This is a genomic window from Reichenbachiella sp., assembly GCF_039969095.1.
Lineage (GTDB): Bacteria > Bacteroidota > Bacteroidia > Cytophagales > Cyclobacteriaceae > Reichenbachiella.
Window position 1 is genome coordinate 70,682 of sequence record NZ_JBDVOL010000017.1, and the last position, 19,236, is coordinate 89,917.

21 protein-coding genes are annotated in these 19,236 nt (G+C 37.9%); 11 read left to right on the plus strand and 10 right to left on the minus strand.

The window, feature by feature from the left end; all coding sequences use genetic code 11:
* Positions 1-70: 70 nt before the first annotated feature.
* Genes ABJH98_RS18465 through ABJH98_RS18475 form a run of 3 tightly spaced genes read right to left on the minus strand, consistent with a single transcriptional unit; the run spans position 71 to position 2,247 of the window.
* Positions 71-775: an SAM-dependent methyltransferase gene (locus ABJH98_RS18465; protein ID WP_348309256.1), complete on the minus strand. Its 705-nt coding sequence runs from the start codon at positions 773-775 to the stop codon at positions 71-73.
* On the minus strand, positions 772-1,533 hold the full coding sequence (locus ABJH98_RS18470; protein ID WP_348309257.1) for an alpha/beta fold hydrolase: 762 nt from the start codon (positions 1,531-1,533) through the stop codon (positions 772-774). The genes ABJH98_RS18465 and ABJH98_RS18470 overlap by 4 nt, the downstream gene beginning before the upstream one ends.
* Complete coding sequence (locus ABJH98_RS18475) at positions 1,534-2,247, minus strand: pyridoxine 5'-phosphate synthase (protein WP_348309258.1); 714 nt, start codon at positions 2,245-2,247, stop codon at positions 1,534-1,536.
* A 108-nt stretch (positions 2,248-2,355) separates the two neighbouring features.
* Between ABJH98_RS18475 and ABJH98_RS18480 the strand changes: the two genes are divergently transcribed.
* From ABJH98_RS18480 to ABJH98_RS18530, 11 genes are all read left to right on the plus strand, one after another.
* Positions 2,356-2,805 carry a GatB/YqeY domain-containing protein gene (locus ABJH98_RS18480; protein WP_348309259.1) on the plus strand — a complete coding sequence of 150 codons (450 nt, stop codon included), beginning with the start codon at positions 2,356-2,358 and terminating at the stop codon, positions 2,803-2,805.
* 2 nt (positions 2,806-2,807) lie between these two features.
* Positions 2,808-3,347 (plus strand): CvpA family protein, encoded by a 540-nt coding sequence (locus tag ABJH98_RS18485; RefSeq protein WP_348309260.1) that lies wholly within the window; start codon positions 2,808-2,810, stop codon positions 3,345-3,347.
* Positions 3,348-3,400: 53 nt separating this feature from the next.
* Positions 3,401-4,171 (plus strand): alpha/beta hydrolase, encoded by a 771-nt coding sequence (locus ABJH98_RS18490; protein ID WP_348309261.1) that lies wholly within the window; start codon positions 3,401-3,403, stop codon positions 4,169-4,171.
* Positions 4,168-4,833 (plus strand): CBS domain-containing protein, encoded by a 666-nt coding sequence (locus ABJH98_RS18495; protein WP_348309262.1) that lies wholly within the window; start codon positions 4,168-4,170, stop codon positions 4,831-4,833. The genes ABJH98_RS18490 and ABJH98_RS18495 overlap by 4 nt, the downstream gene beginning before the upstream one ends.
* 12 nt (positions 4,834-4,845) lie before the next feature.
* On the plus strand, positions 4,846-5,724 hold the full coding sequence (locus ABJH98_RS18500; protein WP_348309263.1) for an NAD kinase: 879 nt from the start codon (positions 4,846-4,848) through the stop codon (positions 5,722-5,724).
* A gap of 84 nt (positions 5,725-5,808) precedes the next feature.
* A complete protein-coding gene (locus ABJH98_RS18505; RefSeq protein ID WP_348309264.1) occupies positions 5,809-6,882 on the plus strand; it encodes a DUF6089 family protein in 1,074 nt (357 codons plus the stop codon).
* A 9-nt stretch (positions 6,883-6,891) separates the two neighbouring features.
* Entirely contained in the window at positions 6,892-7,611 is a 720-nt protein-coding gene (locus tag ABJH98_RS18510; protein ID WP_348309265.1) for a DUF6089 family protein, read from the plus strand.
* A gap of 85 nt (positions 7,612-7,696) precedes the next feature.
* On the plus strand, positions 7,697-8,437 hold the full coding sequence (locus tag ABJH98_RS18515) for an isoprenyl transferase (RefSeq protein ID WP_348309266.1): 741 nt from the start codon (positions 7,697-7,699) through the stop codon (positions 8,435-8,437).
* A 30-nt stretch (positions 8,438-8,467) separates the two neighbouring features.
* Positions 8,468-11,122: a POTRA domain-containing protein gene (locus ABJH98_RS18520; RefSeq protein WP_348309267.1), complete on the plus strand. Its 2,655-nt coding sequence runs from the start codon at positions 8,468-8,470 to the stop codon at positions 11,120-11,122.
* A 58-nt stretch (positions 11,123-11,180) separates the two neighbouring features.
* Entirely contained in the window at positions 11,181-11,732 is a 552-nt protein-coding gene (locus tag ABJH98_RS18525; RefSeq protein WP_348309268.1) for an OmpH family outer membrane protein, read from the plus strand.
* A 13-nt stretch (positions 11,733-11,745) separates the two neighbouring features.
* Entirely contained in the window at positions 11,746-12,288 is a 543-nt protein-coding gene (locus ABJH98_RS18530; protein ID WP_348309269.1) for an OmpH family outer membrane protein, read from the plus strand.
* A 411-nt stretch (positions 12,289-12,699) separates the two neighbouring features.
* On the opposite strand, the gene chrA is transcribed toward ABJH98_RS18530, so the two are convergent.
* The 7 genes from chrA to ABJH98_RS18565 form a co-directional block, all read right to left on the minus strand.
* Positions 12,700-13,875, minus strand: a complete 1,176-nt coding sequence (gene chrA, locus ABJH98_RS18535; RefSeq protein ID WP_348309270.1) for a chromate efflux transporter — start codon at positions 13,873-13,875, stop codon at positions 12,700-12,702.
* Positions 13,875-14,846 (minus strand): 2-oxoglutarate and iron-dependent oxygenase domain-containing protein, encoded by a 972-nt coding sequence (locus ABJH98_RS18540; protein ID WP_348309271.1) that lies wholly within the window; start codon positions 14,844-14,846, stop codon positions 13,875-13,877. Before ABJH98_RS18540 ends, chrA begins: the two co-directional genes overlap by 1 nt.
* A gap of 26 nt (positions 14,847-14,872) precedes the next feature.
* Entirely contained in the window at positions 14,873-15,331 is a 459-nt protein-coding gene (locus ABJH98_RS18545) for a DUF4399 domain-containing protein (protein ID WP_348309272.1), read from the minus strand.
* A 62-nt stretch (positions 15,332-15,393) separates the two neighbouring features.
* Positions 15,394-16,086: a DNA repair protein RecO gene (gene recO, locus ABJH98_RS18550; protein ID WP_348309273.1), complete on the minus strand. Its 693-nt coding sequence runs from the start codon at positions 16,084-16,086 to the stop codon at positions 15,394-15,396.
* Positions 16,086-18,329 carry a hypothetical protein gene (locus ABJH98_RS18555; protein ID WP_348309274.1) on the minus strand — a complete coding sequence of 748 codons (2,244 nt, stop codon included), beginning with the start codon at positions 18,327-18,329 and terminating at the stop codon, positions 16,086-16,088. The genes recO and ABJH98_RS18555 overlap by 1 nt, the downstream gene beginning before the upstream one ends.
* Complete coding sequence (locus ABJH98_RS18560; protein WP_348309275.1) at positions 18,298-18,900, minus strand: thymidine kinase; 603 nt, start codon at positions 18,898-18,900, stop codon at positions 18,298-18,300. The genes ABJH98_RS18555 and ABJH98_RS18560 overlap by 32 nt, the downstream gene beginning before the upstream one ends.
* Positions 18,901-18,905: 5 nt before the next feature.
* Complete coding sequence (locus ABJH98_RS18565; protein WP_348309276.1) at positions 18,906-19,229, minus strand: 2Fe-2S iron-sulfur cluster-binding protein; 324 nt, start codon at positions 19,227-19,229, stop codon at positions 18,906-18,908.
* Between the last annotated feature and the right edge of the window lie 7 nt (positions 19,230-19,236).

The window sequence follows — 19,236 nt, forward strand, 5'->3', positions numbered from 1 at the left end:
ATGATTTTTCTATTTTGAAGTCGGCAAATTTAGGTTAAATGATTTGCATCTAAAAACAGACCATTCATACTCACGCGTAAAGCGAAAAAATGGTTGGTGTTTTATGTAGATTAATTTTTTCACGCTTCCATTCTCCAATCGTTTTAGTCGAGATAAATTCTTCATCTCCTGTGATCCCTTTAGCTACAGAAAGCAAAGTGTTTGAATGGCAAGCTTTTAATAAATGCTCAAATAATTTTTGATTACGGTATGGCGTATCCATAAAAATTTGGGTCTGACGCAGTCGAGCAGCTGCATCTTCCATCTCTCTGATTTTTTTCTCCCTGTCTTTTTTATCAATGGGTACATAGCCATGAAACACAAAGGACTGGCCGTTGAATCCAGAACTCATCAAGGCCATGAAAATGGAAGAAGGACCACTTAAAGGCACTACTCTTATTCCTTTTCTGTGAGCTACAGATGCCGCTACGGCTCCAGGATCTGCAATACCTGGGCATCCAGACTCTGATAGTATTCCAATATTTTTCCCTTTTGCTTTCTCAAAATAGGCTTCAACTTGCTCAGGTTTTGTTTTTCTATCTAGAATATCAAATTCTAATTCTTCGATAGTCAATCCTAATCTCAACTTGCTGATGTATCTACGCGCCGTTCTTACATTTTCTACCAGAAAATAATCTAGTGATTTAATGACATGTTTTACCTGATCGCTGATCACCAACTGTTCGGTGTTGTCGGCAATGACCATTGGGATCATAAATATCTTTTTCTCACTCATGTCAGAAAGTTAATAACAAGCTCATAGAATTTATCTGGATTTTCGGCGTGAAGCCAATGCCCTGTCCCCTCGATAGTGGCTAATTTCGAATTAGGAAATATTTCTTCAATGTCATCCCAGTCCTCGTCTGGGATATAGTTAGAGCTTCCTCCTCTTATAAACAGAGTATCCATTTCTATTGGCAAATGATGACTCAGTTCTTTTCCAATTTCTGATATTTTTTCACAAAGTATTGGCAAGTTCATTTTCCATTCAAACCCTTCAGGGGTTCTTTTCAGATTCTTCAAAAGAAAGATTCTGGTACTTTCAATATCTACGAAGTCAGACAAGGCATCATCCGCTTCCTGCCGGGATTCGATTTTATCTATTGGAATGGCTTTCAAACCTTCAAGTATCTTATCATGATGGACTGGATACGCTTTAGGACCAATATCAGCTACAATTAATTTATCTATTTTCTGTGGGTAGAAGGCTGCATACTGCATGACTGTTTTTCCACCCATAGAATGACCAAGTAAAATTGGATTCACTAGTTCAAGGGAGTCTATCAGATTTTCTAGGTCAGACACCATTTCATCATATCCAAAATCATCTGAATGAAATGACTTACCATGGTTTCGTTGATCCACTAAAATCACTTCGTAGTTTTCAGCGAATCTTTTTCCTAGTGTCATCCAGTTATCCAGAGATCCTAGAAAACCATGCAGAATAATCAATGGCTGGCCTTGTCCAAATCTTTTATAATTCAATAACTCCATTTATTGCAGCTCTCTTCTATACAGTTCAATTGTGTTTTCTAGTCCATAGTACAACGCATCACAAACCAACGCATGACCTATAGATACCTCATCCATAAATGGAATTTGCTCTTTCATGTATTTTACATTATTTAAATCCAAGTCATGACCTGCGTTCACACCCAAGCCCAAATCCTTGGCCAATTTTCCTGTGTTGGCATAGGGTCGTACTGCAGCCTCTTTATCTTTCAAATATCCTGTGGCGTATGCTTCCGTATATAGCTCAATTCGATCGGTTCCCACTTTAGCCGCTCCCTCTATTCTCTCAGGGATAGGGTCAATAAAAATAGAAACTCGGACTCCCGCGGCTTGAATTCTATTAATAGTTTCTTTTAGAAATGAAGAATGCGTAATGGTATCCCAGCCAGCATTGGACGTGAGTACTTCTGGAGGATCAGGAACTAACGTGGCCTGAGCAGGCTTCACCTCTTCAATAATTTTTAAAAATCGCTCATCGGGGTAACCTTCAATATTAAACTCTGTAGTCACCACTTCACTGAGCTGATATACATCATCAGTAGTGATATGTCTTTCATCAGGTCTAGGGTGAATAGTAATTCCTTGTGCCCCAAACTTTTCACAGTCCCTAGCAACTTTTAACAAGTCAGGATTGTTGCCACCACGAGCATTTCTGATAGTGGCAAATTTATTTATGTTTACACTCAGTTTTGTCATACTACATATACGAGGCTTTTGTATCTTAGACCGCGCATTGGGTTAGAATTCTTTCTGATTAAATTTGCCGCAAAAATAATCAATTCATCGATTAAGAAAACCAGAATTATGAGCTTGAAAGATCAAATAAACGCAGATATAAAATCGGCCATGTTGGCTAAAGAAAAGGAAAAATTGACTGCACTTCGGTCAATTAAATCTATGATCCTTTTGGCTGAAACAGAAAAAGGAGCAAGCGAGGGTATTTCTGAAGATGCTGAAATGAAACTTTTAATTAAAGCAGCAAAACAAAGAAAAGATTCTTTGGATTTGTTTAGAGAGCAAGGAAGAGATGACTTGGCTGACAAAGAACAAGGTGAGTTAGATATCATTAGCCAGTATTTGCCAAAGCAATTGAGCGAAGATGAACTGAAAAAAGAATTGCAAAAAGTCATCGATCAAACTGGTGCCTCAGGTCCACAGGACATGGGCAAAGTGATGGGCATGGCTACGAAAGCCCTAGCTGGCAAAGCAGATGGTAAAACAATTTCTGCAATGGTCAAAACACTTCTTACTTAAGGGTGAATACAATAGACATAGTCATTTTAATATTTCTACTGATCGGAGCTTATACTGGCTTCCGAAGAGGCATGCTGATGGAAGTGATATCATTGGTCGCTTTTTTTGCTGCTATTCTCGCAGGCATCAAACTTTTAGATTGGGGGATTTCAATCCTTTCAGAATATATTGAGGGGTATGAAACTTTACTTCCGATTATTGCCTTTACCATTATATTCATTGGCATTATCGTTCTATTGAATGTCATTGGGAAAACGGTAAAAAAGATCATTGATATGACTCTTTTGGGAAGCCTGGATGACATCATTGGCAGCCTCATGGGAATTGTGAAATGGGCACTATTTATCAGCATATTTTTCTGGATTTTCGAATCTTTTGGAGGAAAAATAAGTGAATCAACAACAACAGAAAGCATGCTTTATGAGCCAGTTGCATCATTTGCACCTGCTTTGTTCAATATGTTTTCAGGTTTGTTCCCTTACTTCATGGACTTTTTCGAACATTCGAAAGAATTAGTAAATCAACAAGAACTTAACGTTTGATTCATCAGAAATTAATATATTATACTTAATATTAGCAAAACTACAATTACAGAATGCTTGAAGTACCCAACATCATAGAGGAAGGAGAATTTAAATACATTGAAGAAGGTGATGGTAAAGTCATGCTTTTACTACATGGCTTGTTCGGTGCACTTAGCAACTGGGAAGCAGTGGTCAATAAATTTTCAAGCCAATTTAAAGTAGTCATACCGATGTTGCCCATCTATGAAATGCCAGTTAGAGAAACAGGGCTTACTAAATTGACAGAATTTGTAGAGGCATTTATCGATCATAAGGGATATAGCAATTTTGACATCATGGGCAATTCACTTGGCGGACATGTGGCACTCATGTACATCATGAAACATCCAGAGAAAGTTGATCGCATGATATTGACGGGAAGTTCCGGTTTGTTCGAAAACTCTATGGGTGGATCGTATCCTAAGAGAGGAAACTATGCGTTTATAGAAGAAAAAGTGAGATATACTTTCTATGATCCCAATACGGCAACCAAGGAGTACATTGACGAAATTTTTGAGACTACTAATGACGTACCTAAATGTATGCGTATTATTCAGATGGCAAAATCCGCACAAAGAAATAATTTGGCTGACGAATTGTACAAGATAGAAAATGAAACCTTGTTAATCTGGGGACTAAATGACACCATCACTCCTCCAAGTGTTGGGCACGATTTTAACCGGTTAATCAAGAATTCTACTTTACGTTTTATTGATGAGTGTTGTCATGCACCCATGATGGAACAACCAGAAAAATTTAATGAAATATTAGATGAATTTTTGAATCAAAAGGTACCCGTATGAGAGCTAAGGACCTAATAAATTATACCATTCCTCCACTGAAGCCTACTGATGATATAAGCAAGGCACAGTCATGGATGAGCGAATTTCATGTGCATGAACTTCCCATTGTTGAGAATGGAGATTTTTTGGGTTTTTTTAATGAGAATTTATTATTTGACCATTTCACGGGAGCTGAAAAAATTGAAGATTATCAATTCATGGGTACTGGTTTGTTTGTGGACCAGAATGAGCATTATTACGAATTACTCAAAAAAGCTTATGAAGCCAGTTCAAATTTGGTAGCTGTACTGGATGAAAATAAAAAATATCTAGGCACCGTGACCATTCAAGATGTCGTAGAAGCCTTTTCAAAAATGTCATCGATCAATAGTCCTGGAACTATCATTGTTTTATCAATGACTCAAACGGACTACTCTATGACAGAATTGAGTAGAATTATTGAGTCTGAAGGAGGGAAAATTCTTAGCAGTTTTGTAGAAAACAATGAACAACAACAAGGTAAAATTAGAGTAACCATAAAATTGAACCTTGAAAATGCCTCAGTTATAATATCTGCGTTAGAGAGATTCGGATATACAATAAGTTCTATATTTGGCAAAGGAGATGAAGAGTTGATCGAAAAGGAACGACTCGACACATTACTTAGATACCTCAAAGTCTAAATTCATTAACACATGAGAATCGCGCTGCATGGAAGAAAGTTCTCGAAAGAGTCCTTTCCATATGTTAAAACCATCGCAAAAAAATTGCTGGACAACGGACATGAGATATTCATTACGGATGTGTGTGCCAAAGAGAATAGATCAGAAGCAAAGACTTATTTGGCATCTTATCCCCAGATTAACATATTAGAAAGTCTGGAACCTATTGACTTCTTCTTCAGCTTGGGTGGAGATGGCACCTTGCTCGAAACGGTCTCATTAGTTGGCGCATTAGAAATCCCCATTTTAGGTATTAATCTTGGTACCATGGGGTTTCTGGCTACCACCGCAAAAAATGATATAGAGTCCGCTCTCAATCTATTTTTTGATGGTCACTATGAACTTGAAAATAGGACTCTACTACATTTGAATAGCAATACAGAACTGTTTGAAGGGCAAAATTTTGCACTTAATGAAGTGGCTATTCTAAAACGCGATACTTCGTCTATGATCATTGTTCGCTGTTTTATAGACGGTGAATTCGTCAATACCTACTGGGCAGATGGTTTAATGGTTTCAACGCCTACCGGATCCACAGGATATTCACTCAGTTGCGGAGGACCTTTGGTTTTATCACAATCAGACAGCTTTATAATAACTCCAGTAAGTCCCCATAATTTAAACGTTCGCCCGTTAGTCGTTTCTGATAAAAGTGAGATTTCTTTTGAAATAGAAGGAAAAGGTCGTTCATTTCTAATATCGCTAGATTCTAGATCTCATACAGTAAATAGTACGGTTAAAATCTCATTAACAAAAGCGCATTTTTCGGCTAAACTTGTTAAAATTCTGGGCTCCAATTTTTTTGACACCTTAAGGAATAAGCTAAATTGGGGGCAGGACGTTAGGAATTAGAAGTTAAAAAGAATAATTTTAGCGTTTAGAATAAATTGCGCCTAGGTATATTATAAAAGATTTTTGGTCGTTTGATTATTGGAAATGCGTAAAAAATTATTAATCTCATTCACATTGCTGCTACTTGTGGTATGCGCTACTGACTCTTTTGGGCAGAAAAGGCGCTATGGCTACAATAAAAGTCGAAATAAAAAATATTCCAATTATAGTGGTGGACGAACAAGCTACCGGGGGGTAGGGAATACAAACTACTGGACCGTAGGTGCAAGTATTAACTTGCTCAACTACTATGGTGACTTATCTCCAAATGATAAGCGATTCAGCACAAACTATGGAGAAACCAAATTCGGGTTTGGGATTACTGGATCCCGAATGATTTATCCAGGAATTTTCTTTCGTGCGGGCTACAATTTTGGCACTATAGAAGGAGATGATTTCGAAAACGGTGATGGAAACTCTGAAAACGCCAGCCAACGTGGTCGATATCTCAGAAATTTACATTTTAAAAATAATATTCATGAGCTTTCAATTGGTTTCGAAGCCGATATGATTCCAAATAATGGAGGTGTCAGAGGAAGGTTCCCAATTAATCCATATCTATTTGCTGGGGTAGCTGTAATTGCCCATTCACCAAAGGCGATAGCTCCAGATTTTGATCAGGCGGGAAATCCTATTGATGAAGCAGGAGAGTGGGTTGATTTGAGAGATTTAGGTACAGAAGGTCAAAATATTGACAGCATTGGTGCTGATCCTTACGGCAAATTTGCTTTTGTGATTCCTATAGGGCTTGGGTTAAAATTTAAATTACACCACAATTTTGATTTGAATTTTGAAATTGGTTTAAGATACTTATTTACTGACTACATCGATGATGTAAGTGGTGGATATGTTGATTTAGCATCGTTCGGTGATGATAATTTAGCCAGAGCTATGTCAGAAAGAGGTGCTGAAACAACGCATGTAATTTCAGGTGATACCCGTACTCTAAATCCTGGTGATACAGGAACTACTGGCCCATACACTCATGGAAGCGGGTATGACATTAACAGTGACCATTCAAGAGGTGGTCCTGACCAGAATGACTTTTATCTTACAACACAAATTCGACTTGTCTATATTTTTGACAAAAAAGGTGCAACAAGAGGTAAGTTTAGATAAACAAAATTCTTGAAATTTCATTTTAGCCATATCCTATCAAAAAAATTGCCGATTTTATCGGCATTTCTTTTGATACAAACTTTTTGTTTTGCCCAAAAAACAGAATATGGATTAGCACTTGGTGGAATAAGTTATGCTGGGGATCTCTATAGAGGTTACGACATAACCAATCAAAGTTTGGGCCTTCAGGGCTTATATCGTATCAATTTTGAAAAAGATGTCAGTTTTAAAGTGGCATTGCTGTACGGGAATGTATCTGGTAATGACAGCAAACCTTTCGATGCTCTTGGAGAAATTAGGGACGCTTCTTTTAATCGATCCTTTTTTGAAGCATCCGCCACCTTTGAATATCATTTTCTTGATTACAAAAATAAAAATTCCACCATAAGATGGACACCCTATTTTTTCGCTGGATTCGGCCTAGCAAAATTTCTAAATTTAAGTGAAGAAGATAATTTTAGCAGCATTCAACCCGTACTGCCATTTGGAGGAGGTGTAAAACATTTAATAGGCAAACAATTCAGTTTAGCACTAGAATTTGGAGCGAGAAAAACTTTCTTTGATCAATTAGACGGCATTTCAGATGGAGATGTCTTTGATAAAACAAATACTCAATACGGAAATCCAAATGACAAGGATTGGTATCATTTTTTCAATATATCGATATCCTATTTGATCTATAAAATTCCATGTACATACCGGTACGTCCCAAACAAATCAATGTACTGATAATTAAACCCTTCATAAATTCCTTTTAACTAAAAAAAAGCACAAATTTGCGGTTTGGTTTTGGCCAACGGCCAACAAAGAGGGCATGAAAGAGAAGATTGATCAAGCAAAAATTCCAGCACATATCGCCGTTATTATGGACGGCAACGGACGATGGGCAAAGAAGCGAGGAGCAGCTAGACTGTTTGGTCATAAGAATGCTATTCAGGCTGTTAGGGACGTGACAGAAGGCTGCGCAGAACTGGGTGTCAAACACCTGACTCTTTATGCTTTTTCAACAGAAAATTGGAACAGGCCGAAGATTGAAGTAGATGGTTTGATGTCGCTTCTAGTATCTACTATTAAAAAAGAGATCCCAACTCTAGTGAAAAACAACATTCGCTTACAACCAATTGGAGATATTGAGCATTTACCATTAGATGCACAAAAGAATCTAGCGATAGGAATGAAGCAAACTGAAAGCAATACAGGAATGATTTTATCACTTGCATTGAATTATGGAGGGAAATGGGAAATTAGTCATGCGGTCAAGAAGTTGATCGATGAAGTAAAGGAAAACAAAACTGAAGTTGATACAATTAGTGTTGATTTCATAAATCAATATATAGATGAACATACTGCGCCTGAGGTCGAATTGATGATCAGAACTAGTGGTGAGCATCGTATAAGTAATTTTTTATTGTGGCAGGCTGCATATGCTGAGCTACATTTTACAGAAACGCTTTGGCCAGATTTCAGAAAAGAACATTTGTATCATGCTATCCTCGACTTTCAAAATCGAGAAAGACGATTAGGGATGACAAGTGAACAACTGATTCAAAAATAAATTCAAAGCAACGATAGGTCAGGAAAAAAGATGAAATCCAAAATACTTTTACTATTTCTTTGCGTTTCAACAGCCGCTGTTGGTCAAATTAGATATGGCAACCAAGGGCGAGTAGATCCAAACAACGTCAATATCAGCTATTCCAATCCTCAGGAATTTACAATAGCAGATATTGAAGTAGAAGGCGCTGAATACCTAGATAAAATAGCATTGATTTCCATCTCAGGTCTAAAAGTTGGAGACAAAATAAAAATACCTGGAGATGGCATCACTTCAGCTATCAAAAAACTATGGAAACAAGGACTGATTGGGGATATTCAAATTTACGCCTCTAAGGTTGAAGGAGACGATGTATATCTTACTATTTCACTTTCAGAGCGGCCACGTCTCAGCAGATTTGAGTTTAAAGGCTTAACAAAAAGTCAAGAATCTGATATAAGAGAAAAGGTTAATTTGATCAGAGGACGAGTAATGACAGACGCCATTCGAAAAAATGCCGAGCTAACTATCAAAAAATACTTTTACGAAAAAGGGTACCTAAATACTGAAGTTGACATTCGATACAAAACTGATAGCACCATCCACAATAGTGTACTGCTGGATGTAAGAATTGATAAAAACAGGAAAGTAAAAATCAGAAATGTAAATTTTGTAGGCAACGAGCACTTCACAGATGCAAAACTCAAAAGCAAAATGAAGAATTCTGGGGAACGAGCTAGATTTAAATTGATTAGTGCTCTTCTTGCTTCGAGTCTAGATCTTTTTAAACCCAAAGAAGAAAGATTTGAGTTTGTGGATGACAGTGTGAAACACAATGTTTCAAATACATTAATTGAAATCGTTCATGAGAATGTGAAATTGAATATTTTCAAGTCCTCTAAATTTGTAAAAGAAAAATACGAAGAAGACAAAGCAGCTCTCATTCAATTCTATAATTCCAAAGGTCATAGAGATGCAGAAATAACTGAAGACACTATCGTATTTGCCGATAGAAAGTCAGTAGATATTAACATTCGTGTAAATCCAGGACAACGATATTTCTTCAGAGATATCAATTGGGTTGGTAATTTCATTCATGACGATAGAACATTAGATCAAATCTTAGCTATTGAAAAAGGAGATATTTATAACTTAGAATTGGTTGATAAAAAGCTGAATTTTAATCCAAACGGTCCTGATATCAGCTCTTTGTATATGGATAATGGGTATCTGTTTTTTAGTGTCACCCCCGTGGAAACAAAAATAGATGGAGATTCTGTGGATCTGGAAATGAGAGTCTATGAAGGCGCGCAAGCTACTATCCGCAAAGTATACGTGACTGGCAATGACAGAACCAATGATCACGTAATCTTACGCGAATTGCGTACCCTTCCAGGTCAGAAATTTAGCCGTGCCGAACTAATCAGAACACAAAGAGAACTTTCTCAGCTTGGGTATTTTGACCCTGAGCAAGTAAATCCAAAGCCATTACCTAACCCTGCTGACGAAACTGTAGATATCGAATGGGAACTTGTAGAAAGACCAAGTGATCAAATTGAACTATCCGGTGGATGGGGAGGAACGTTCGGATTCGTCGGTACTTTAGGACTTACATTCAACAATTTCTCACTAAGAAATATCCCGCATTTTGATAAATGGAGACCGCTTCCAGTGGGAGATGGGCAAAAACTTTCCTTGAGGCTACAAGCCAATGGCAGGCAATATCAAAGCTATTCGATAAGCTTTTCTGAGCCTTGGCTAGGAGGAAAGAAGCCTAATTCATTTGGAGTTAGTTTTAACTACTCCATTCAACGTAGTATAGATTACTTTACCGACAAGACCATCGGATCGTTGCAAGTATTTGGTACTACCGTGAGTTTAGGTAGACGAGTGAAATGGCCAGATGATTACTTCACTTTAAGTAATTCAATCTCATACTTGAGATACAACCTTTTCAATTATGGTAATTCTCTTGGATTTAGTACTGGGGCAGCCAACAACATTACTTTCAATACTACCTTAGCTAGAAATAGTGTTGATAATCCAATGTACCCAAGATCTGGATCATCACTTTCTTTAAGTTTGGCCTTGACTCCACCTTGGTCACTTTGGAATGATATAGACTACGCTACTGCTGAAAATAGTGAAAAATACAAGTATGTAGAGTATCACAAATGGATGTTTGATGCGAAATATTACATGCAGTTAGTTGGCGACTTAGTGCTCGCTGCAAGGGCTCACATGGGATTCATGGGATATTATCAAGAAAAGGTAGGTGTTGGACCTTTTGAAAGATTCCAACTCGGTGGTGATGGTTTGACTGGAACCAACTTCCTTTTGGGTAATGATGTTATTGGACTTCGTGGATATGACAACAATTCCATCACTCCATATGACCCAGTGACAAATATTACGGGTGGTAATATCTACAACAAATTTGTGATGGAACTGAGATACCCTGTATCACTAAATCCTTCAGCAACTATTTATTTATTGGCATTCTCTGAAGCTGGAAATAACTGGAATGGATTTGAGAATTTCAACCCGAACAAATTATATAAATCATCTGGATTTGGTGTTAGGATCTTTATGCCAGCCTTTGGATTGCTCGGAATTGACTGGGGTTATGGATATGATACGTTACCAGGGCAGTCCAGTAATGCAGGAGGTCAAATTCACTTCTCCATTGGCCAGCAACTAAGGTAAAATGAAGATTGCATGAGATTATTAGATAAAATAAAGTGCAAAGGCTAATTTTAGTGGTATGAAAATTGCAACCCGACTTATATCGCTGATTTTAGTGCTTTTAATATTCATATTAAATGATACATTTGCACAGAAATTTGGCTACGTAGACACAGATTATATCCTTAGCCAAATGCCTGAATACAGCGAGGCGAAAGGTGAGATAGAAAAAATATCAAAAGCCTGGGAGCAAGAAATTCAGGGCATGTACAAATCCATTGAAGAAATGGAGACTTCCTTACAAGCTGAGGAGGTACTGTTGACAAAAGAAATGAAAGATGATCGATTAAAAGAAATCGATCTTAAATGGGACGAAGTGAAGGCATACCAAAAAAAGGTATTTGGATTCGAAGGCCTGTTTTTTTTGAAGAAAAAAGAATTAATCAAACCTGTGCAGGATCAAGTATTTGATGCTGTCGAGATAGTTGCCAAAAATCATCGCTTGCAAATTGTGTTTGACAAGTCTGGAGATTTGGTAATGATCTATACCGACCCAGTTCATGACTATACGGATTACGTGCTGGAGGAACTTGGACTCGGTGATAAAAACGATGTAATAAGTAACAACTAATTAGAATTGAATTATGAAAGTTAAATCGATAATTTTTGCAGTTGTATTGTCTGCATTTAGCCTGACTGCAAGTGCGCAAGGCGTAGTCTTGAAAATAGGCTATACCAATGTGGAGTACATCCTTAGCCAAATGCCAGAGGCTAAGCAAGTAGATTCTGAATTCAAAGCTTACGAGGCTCAACTTCAAAATCAATTGCAATCTAAGGGCTCTGAGCTACAAACTAAGTTGCAAGAATATCAGCAAGGAGCTGCTACTATGACTGATCTAGTGAGAGCCGACAAAGAAGCTGAATTGCAGTCTTTGAATCAGAGATTCGAAGCATTTCAAAGAGAAGCTCAAACTTCTTTACAAAAGAAACAAGGTGAATTATTTGCTCCACTTTTCGAAAAAATTGGAAATGCTGTTAAAGCTGTTAGAACTGAAAATGGTTATGACATGATTTTCAGCACTGGCGTACCAGGTGTAGATATCCTATTGGATGCAGATGAGAAATATGACGTTTCTGATTTGGTATTCAAAAAGATGGGAATTACTCCTCCTGCCAAGTTGAACTAAGGTTCAAATTCAAAAAAAGCTAAAACCTCAGTTACTTATGTAGCTGAGGTTTTTTTATGTTTATTGCTATAGAATTCCAATTGCTCCTTCTTGAATAAATTATAAGAAGGTTCAATATGTGACACCTAAGGCTATTCAGAAATTGATTGCGTTTGTGATAATTTTTTTCACACCCTTGCAATAGCCATGAAGGCTCGAATCCAGACCAAACACCTGCTGGACTTAATAAGTTTCTACCTAGTAACGGAGCAACTTCATAGTAATCAATATTTTTTAATTCTTTCAGACTAAATCCAGAACGCTTACAAATGAGAGTGATACACTTCAACTGATCAGAAGAAAGCTCGGTATCAAGATATAATTCCGAAAGCGCCTGCCACACAATTCGCCTACGCTCCAAGTCCTGTGGTGTCATAATATAATGCCAACAAGTAATCCGGCAAGGATTAAGAAAGGAGTGGGTATTTTCTTGGTGAACATAATGGCAAATGTGCCGATCATAATGATATAATTCAGATAGTCGCCCATCAGCGGTTGCGAGAGCAAAACTACGGCGGCCAAAATCATACCTGAACTTGCCGCATTTACACCATCGAGAGATGCTTTTACGATTCTGAATTTTTTTAACTCTTCCCAAAATCGAATCACAAAGAAGATCAAAAAAGTTCCGGGAAGAAATATGCCTAGAGCCGCCATAAGTCCTCCCATCATCTGACCAAACATCCCATATTCCTTCATGGAAATAGAACCTACATAGGATGCAAAGGAAAATACTGGCCCTGGAACAGCTTGCACGAGTGCGAAGCCTGATAAAAATTCTTCGGAAGTTAGATACTCTTTAAATTCTACAAATTCAGTATACATGAATGGCACCAGCACCTGACCTCCTCCAAAAATCAAACTACCAATACGATAAAAGTTTTCAAAAATTCTAATCCCCAACCAATCAACAGACGCACCAACTAAAGCTGCACCGACTAAGACACCAGCCCATAAAATAAAATTGGACCATTGAATTTTTATACCTTCCTTTTCCTCTTTTTCATGACGCTTGTAATCAAAAGCGGTAATACTGCCACCTATCAGAAGAATAACTGGAAAGACATAAGGCGTACGCACTAAAAAGCTCGCTACCGCCGCGACCATCATTAGCACCACGGCCAGTTTTGTTGTCACTACCTTTTTAATAATGACATAAGCAGAGTAGGCTACTATTCCCACGGCCATAGGCTTGATGAATCGAGCAAATTCCATTGAAATGTTATATTCTTCTAATGTGGAAATGAAAACGCCTGCAAAAGTCATAATCAAAAATGCTGGCGTAATCCAAATCAACAATGTGAGGTAGGCCAGATTAGGCCCTCCTACTTTAAAACCTATGGCGGTCAAAGTTTGCGTGGATGTGGGGCCAGGTAAAAACTGACACAATGCTGTGAGTTCGATTAAATCCTTCTCTTCGAGATAACCTCTTTTATGGACGAGCACATCCAGCATCATAGCAAAATGAGCTTGCGGTCCGCCAAATGCAGAAATAGTTAAAAGAATTACATCCTTGAGAAAAATGTAGTATCGGACTTTTCTGATCATTACTTCTTCAGCCCTATTTCTGCTAACCTTTGATGTAAAAACTCTCCTGCAGTAATGTCTTCAAATTGTTTGGGGTGAGCATCATCAATACAATTTTCCAAACATGTCAAATCCATGTCCGATCTTGGATGCATGAAAAATGGTATAGAAAATCGTGAAGTTTTCATTAATTCCTTTGGCGGATTCACTACCCGATGAATTGTAGACTTCAATTTATCATTAGTAAGTCTGGCCAGCATATCCCCTACATTGACCACGATCTGCTCAGGCAAGGCTGTAATTGGAATCCACTCTCCATCTCTACGAAGTACCTGTAAACCATCGGCACTGGCTCCCATCAGCAAAGTTATCAGATTGATATCGCCATGCTCAGCTGCTCTCACCGCATCATCTGGCACTTCTTCTGGATTCTCTATTGGGAAATAGTGAATAGGCCTTAAAATACTATTGCCATTGTGAACGCGACTTTCGAAATAATTCTCCTCTAACCCCAAATAGATAGCAATAGCCTTAAGCATTTGTCTTCCCGCCTTTTCCAATGTTTGGTAAGCCTCCAACGCTATTTTGTCAAAATTTTGAATTTCTTCGGGCCAAATATTGTCTGGATATTCCTTTTTGATAGGATCACCATCTGTAACTTCCTGACCTACGTGATAAAATTCTTTTAAGTCTCCGGTAGCCCTACCTTTGGCATGCTCTTTACCTTTCCCAATATATCCTCGTTGCCCAAAGAGCTCAGGAACTTCATACTTCTGCTTTATATCATCTGGTAATGCGAAAAAGTCTTGAACCGCTTGATAGAGCTTTGTACAAAGTTCATCTGACAACCCATGATTTTTTACTGCCACGAATCCGATACTATGATAGGCAGCACCAAGATCTGCAACAAATTTTTGCTTTCTTGTCTCATCACCTGAATTGAAGTCGGCCAAATCCAATGATGGAATCTCGTTATACAGTTTTTCACTCATGAGAATATATTTGGGTTAGCAATTATTTATTCAACAACAACAGTAATCGAAGCCGCCATTTTTTCACCGTAAGACGAATGTACTCCATCTGCAAATTGTAACGAAAGTGTGTACTCACCAGGCTCAAGTTCTATTGTTGTGTCCGTTTGACCTTTTCCATAATGAATAGTAGAATCCGACATAGGAATCACAGTGCCTTCTGGCCAGCTGGATTGATTGATCAAAATATGATGGTGTCCAAATCCTTCTTTGACTGCTCCGGCAGGTTCTATTTGCATGCCAGATACACCCATTTCTATATAAACTGGACTAGGTACTGTAGCTCCATCTGTTGGGTGTTTGAAAAACACATAGGTAGAATCAGCAGTAGGTTTCTCTGCAATAGCAGTATTGTCTTCAACAGGTGCAGATTGCTCAGAAGATTTATTTGGTGAAGAACAACTAAATATAATAACGCTCAATAGAGCTATGGATAGATTTTTCATAATTGTATGATTAGAAAATGTTTAAGATAAATTTATAGATTCTTTCGGGAATGGTTGTCTGCCTATCGAAATATTTGAGTTAGAACATCCAAAGATTTGAGTTCTCGGAAACCTTCTACGTGCAATTTGTAATATGCTATCATGTAGTTTAGAACGTCTCGTCTCAATGGGTTTGAGATTTCGAATTGATCTGAGAGGCTACTTGAATTAAGCATGAGTACACCATCATAAATATCTTCATAGCTAGTAGATAGCTCATGCAAAATTCCATTGTTATCAAGATCCTTTTTTGAATGTATGCCAAATCCGATATAATGGGTCAATTGTATCATTAAATACAAGTGTAAGCTTTCATAGGCATCTTTTCTTTGATCTAAATTCAAAATGAATTGAAACAAAAATTCAAAGACTTGTCCTTGGTCTTGTTCTTCTTTGAGCACTTTAGTGAGCAACTCGGTTACAAATAATGCAATAGCTGACTTTTTAACATCAAATGGAATAGATGTGAAACTATGGGCTGGTTTATATTCCGAGATTCTTTGTAGCCCATCAGCTTTTTGGTTTTTGAAATAGACCACCATATCAAGGATGGTCAATGGCTGGAGTAAGGCCAGGCCTTTTTTTGAACGCTGACTTCTGACGCTATTTATAATGTAAGACTGAATGCCAAAATTTTCAGTATAGACTCGGGCAATGATAGAAGTTTCTCTGTATTTGATATAATTCAGTACTATGCCTCTTGTCTTTTGAAGCATCAGTCTATGACGGCAATTTTTCCAACAAAAGTTTCTTTCCCCTCTTGATCTGCACTAAAAACCAGGTAGACCCCAGTACTTACTCGCCGACCAGCATAATCTCTTACATCCCAAGAAGCCCCTCCACCTACGGCGTTTACTTCTCGGACTAATTGTCCAGCGATGGTGGTAATTTTAATTCTTACATCATTGGCTAAACCAGACAAACCCACCCAACCTTCAAAATCTGGCAAGACTGGATTGGGAAATATTTTTACTTGATGATGAACGTTTGTTCCTTCTGTAGCTTTAGTTCGGTAAGAGACTATTCCTTCTTCTGTGGCTATAAAAAGCTCGCCTGTCTCAGGGTGTATCGCCAAATCTATTACGCTATTGGATGGCAATGGACTATTATTTTCTGTAAAGTGATGGATCAAATTATTAAAACCATCATCAAAAAGCCAAAGTCCTTCTAAAGTACCTACCCACATACGATTGCCCCCATCAATTGCTATCGTGTTCACTTGTTTATCTTGGAACAAAATGCTTTGTTCAAATATTGGTAGTGAAACGTCGATAGTCTGATCCGTAACTACACCAAAAGAAAATGGGAAATAAGCTATGCCCAGGTCAGTAGCAAACCAGATTTCATCATCTTTCCCAAAGGCAACATCATTTACTTGATTTGAGGGCAAATTGGTAGCAGTGGCAGTTACATATCGGCTAGCGTCTGCAGCTATATCATAAGCCAAAAGGCCTCGTCCGCTCACTAAACCCAAAGTCATCCAAACTTGATTGTTTTCATTGACAGACAGTGATGTAGGCTCTGACCCAGCTGAAGTTCCAAAATCAAACGATTCCCATTCTTCTTCTCCATCCCATTTCAATAATGAATGGGCACTGAAATTTGCTACCCAAATGTTATCAGATTGATCTAAAGCCAATCCAGAAACTAGCGTATTACCTGTACTCGCATCATTCTCATCCAGAGGGCTATTCGTATAATCTATAATTCCATCAGTTTCATCATCTAAAATTCCTTGACCAAAAGAAGATAGAAGCAGTCCATCTCCCACGCTGACAACATCTGAAATATTCGAAAATTCATTGATGTCACTTGGCTTAACGGTTTTCCAGACACCATTACTGAAAAGTGAATAGCCCAAATTATTTGAAACTGGATTGGAATAATTCGTTGCTAATGAAGGAAGTGCATACACTTCCTCTGATTCTATTTTTAATTTTTCAATGCCATTCAAAGGGCCACTTAATACAATATGCTCGACCGCATCATTTTCAATTTTTGACAATCCCAATGAACCATCCGCATACCAAAAATTCTCGTCTCCTTCTTGCAGTAAATCATTCACTTCTGCATTATCAGGTATATTAATTTTTTCAATAGACGCTGATGCCGTCATAGTCAAGGCTCGTTGATCCGTCAGAATCAATAATACATTTAGACCCATTCTGATATTTATGATACTCTCCTCAGTTCCCAAATTCAAGTCAATTTCAGTCCAGGCACTTCCTGTTAACTTGAAAAGTTGGCTGGATGACGTGGAATAAACACTGGAATTTGCTGATGCTATGGCAACCATGTCTTTATCGTATACCACGCTAGTTGGAAATCGCTCCCAATTGTTGAAATCCTGCAAATTATCGCCCGAGGTCAATTCTCCAGCAAGAACGCCATCTTCTGTAGCCAAGTACATGACATCATTTAGAATGGTAGACGACCTAATTTCGATGATTTCTCCATTTTCTCCTAAGTTTTGATAGGCCTCCGTAACTTGGTTATCTGTAGTTAGCACCAATAGCCCAAAATTTGTCGATAAATTCATATTGCCATTGTAAAATGAAACATGATTAACTCGCTTACTTTCAGTTATGTCGCTTTCAAGTAGAACAGGCAAGTTTTGAATACCATCTGAGGTAATTATATCTACATTTCCATTCTGATAACCTAAAGTCAGGTACTCACTTTCTGCATTATAAGTAAGCGCAGAAATGCCTACATCGCTCAGACCATCTACTTTAGATAATTTATTAACACTACCATCTTCTTGGTCGAAATACATCAAGCCCTGGTCTGTGGTAGAAAATACTTTTGTAGTCGTTTTTTCTACCAAATAAGTTTGCTCATAGTTGAAATGAGATCGCCAGGTTCCAACAGGGATCAATTCCTGACCAAACGTACTATAAGTCAGAAATAGAAGGATTATCAACAGATTAATTCTTTCGTTCATCCGTAAAATCTTCATAAAAACACTTTCTACATCTGGCTTCATATGCATCATGTTCACCCAGAAGTACTTTTTTGTCTGATTCAGTTAACCTGTAAGAGTAGGAAGCCACACCTCCGCATTTCATACAAATAGCGTGCACTTTTGTAACAAATTCTGCTATGCCCATCAGACCTGGCATTGGTCCAAAAGGTTCCCCTTTAAAATCCATATCCAAACCTGCAAGAATCACTCTTTTCCCCTTGTTTGCCAGCGTTCTTGCTACATGGATAAGTTCCATATCAAAAAACTGAGCTTCGTCAATTCCAACCACATCACTATCGCCAGCTAGGAGCAAAATATCGTCCGCAAACTGGACTGGAGTAGATCTGATAGAAGACTCATTATGAGAAACCACACTAGATTCGTGATAACGTGTATCTATGGTCGGCTTAAAAATTTCAATCCTTTGCTTGGCAATTTTAGCCCGATTCAAACGACGTATAAGCTCTTCGGTTTTGCCAGAGAACATAGAGCCACAAATCACTTCAATCCAACCAACTCCTTTGCGGTCTGCTTTAAAACTATCTATTCTGGGTTCAACAAACATTCGATTTAGTCAGAGTACTGGATATGATTGAACTTATTTTCGGGTGCCACATTCACTACGATATCTCCGTGAACCTGACATTGGCAAGATAGTCTTTCATTTTCAGCCAATCGCTTCAATCTTCTATATTTTAGCTCCGCCTGAGTCTCTTCTGAGAAGTTTTCCAGCCCTTCAAACACTTGAACTTTACAGGTCGTGCACCTTCCTTTTCCTCCACAAGCATGCATCCAATCGATATAATTTTCGTGAATTATATCTAAAAGATTTTTATTTTCGTTTTTGATGAAAATCTCCTTGTTGTGAAGGTTTTGTATAACGATTTTCGGCATATTCTTT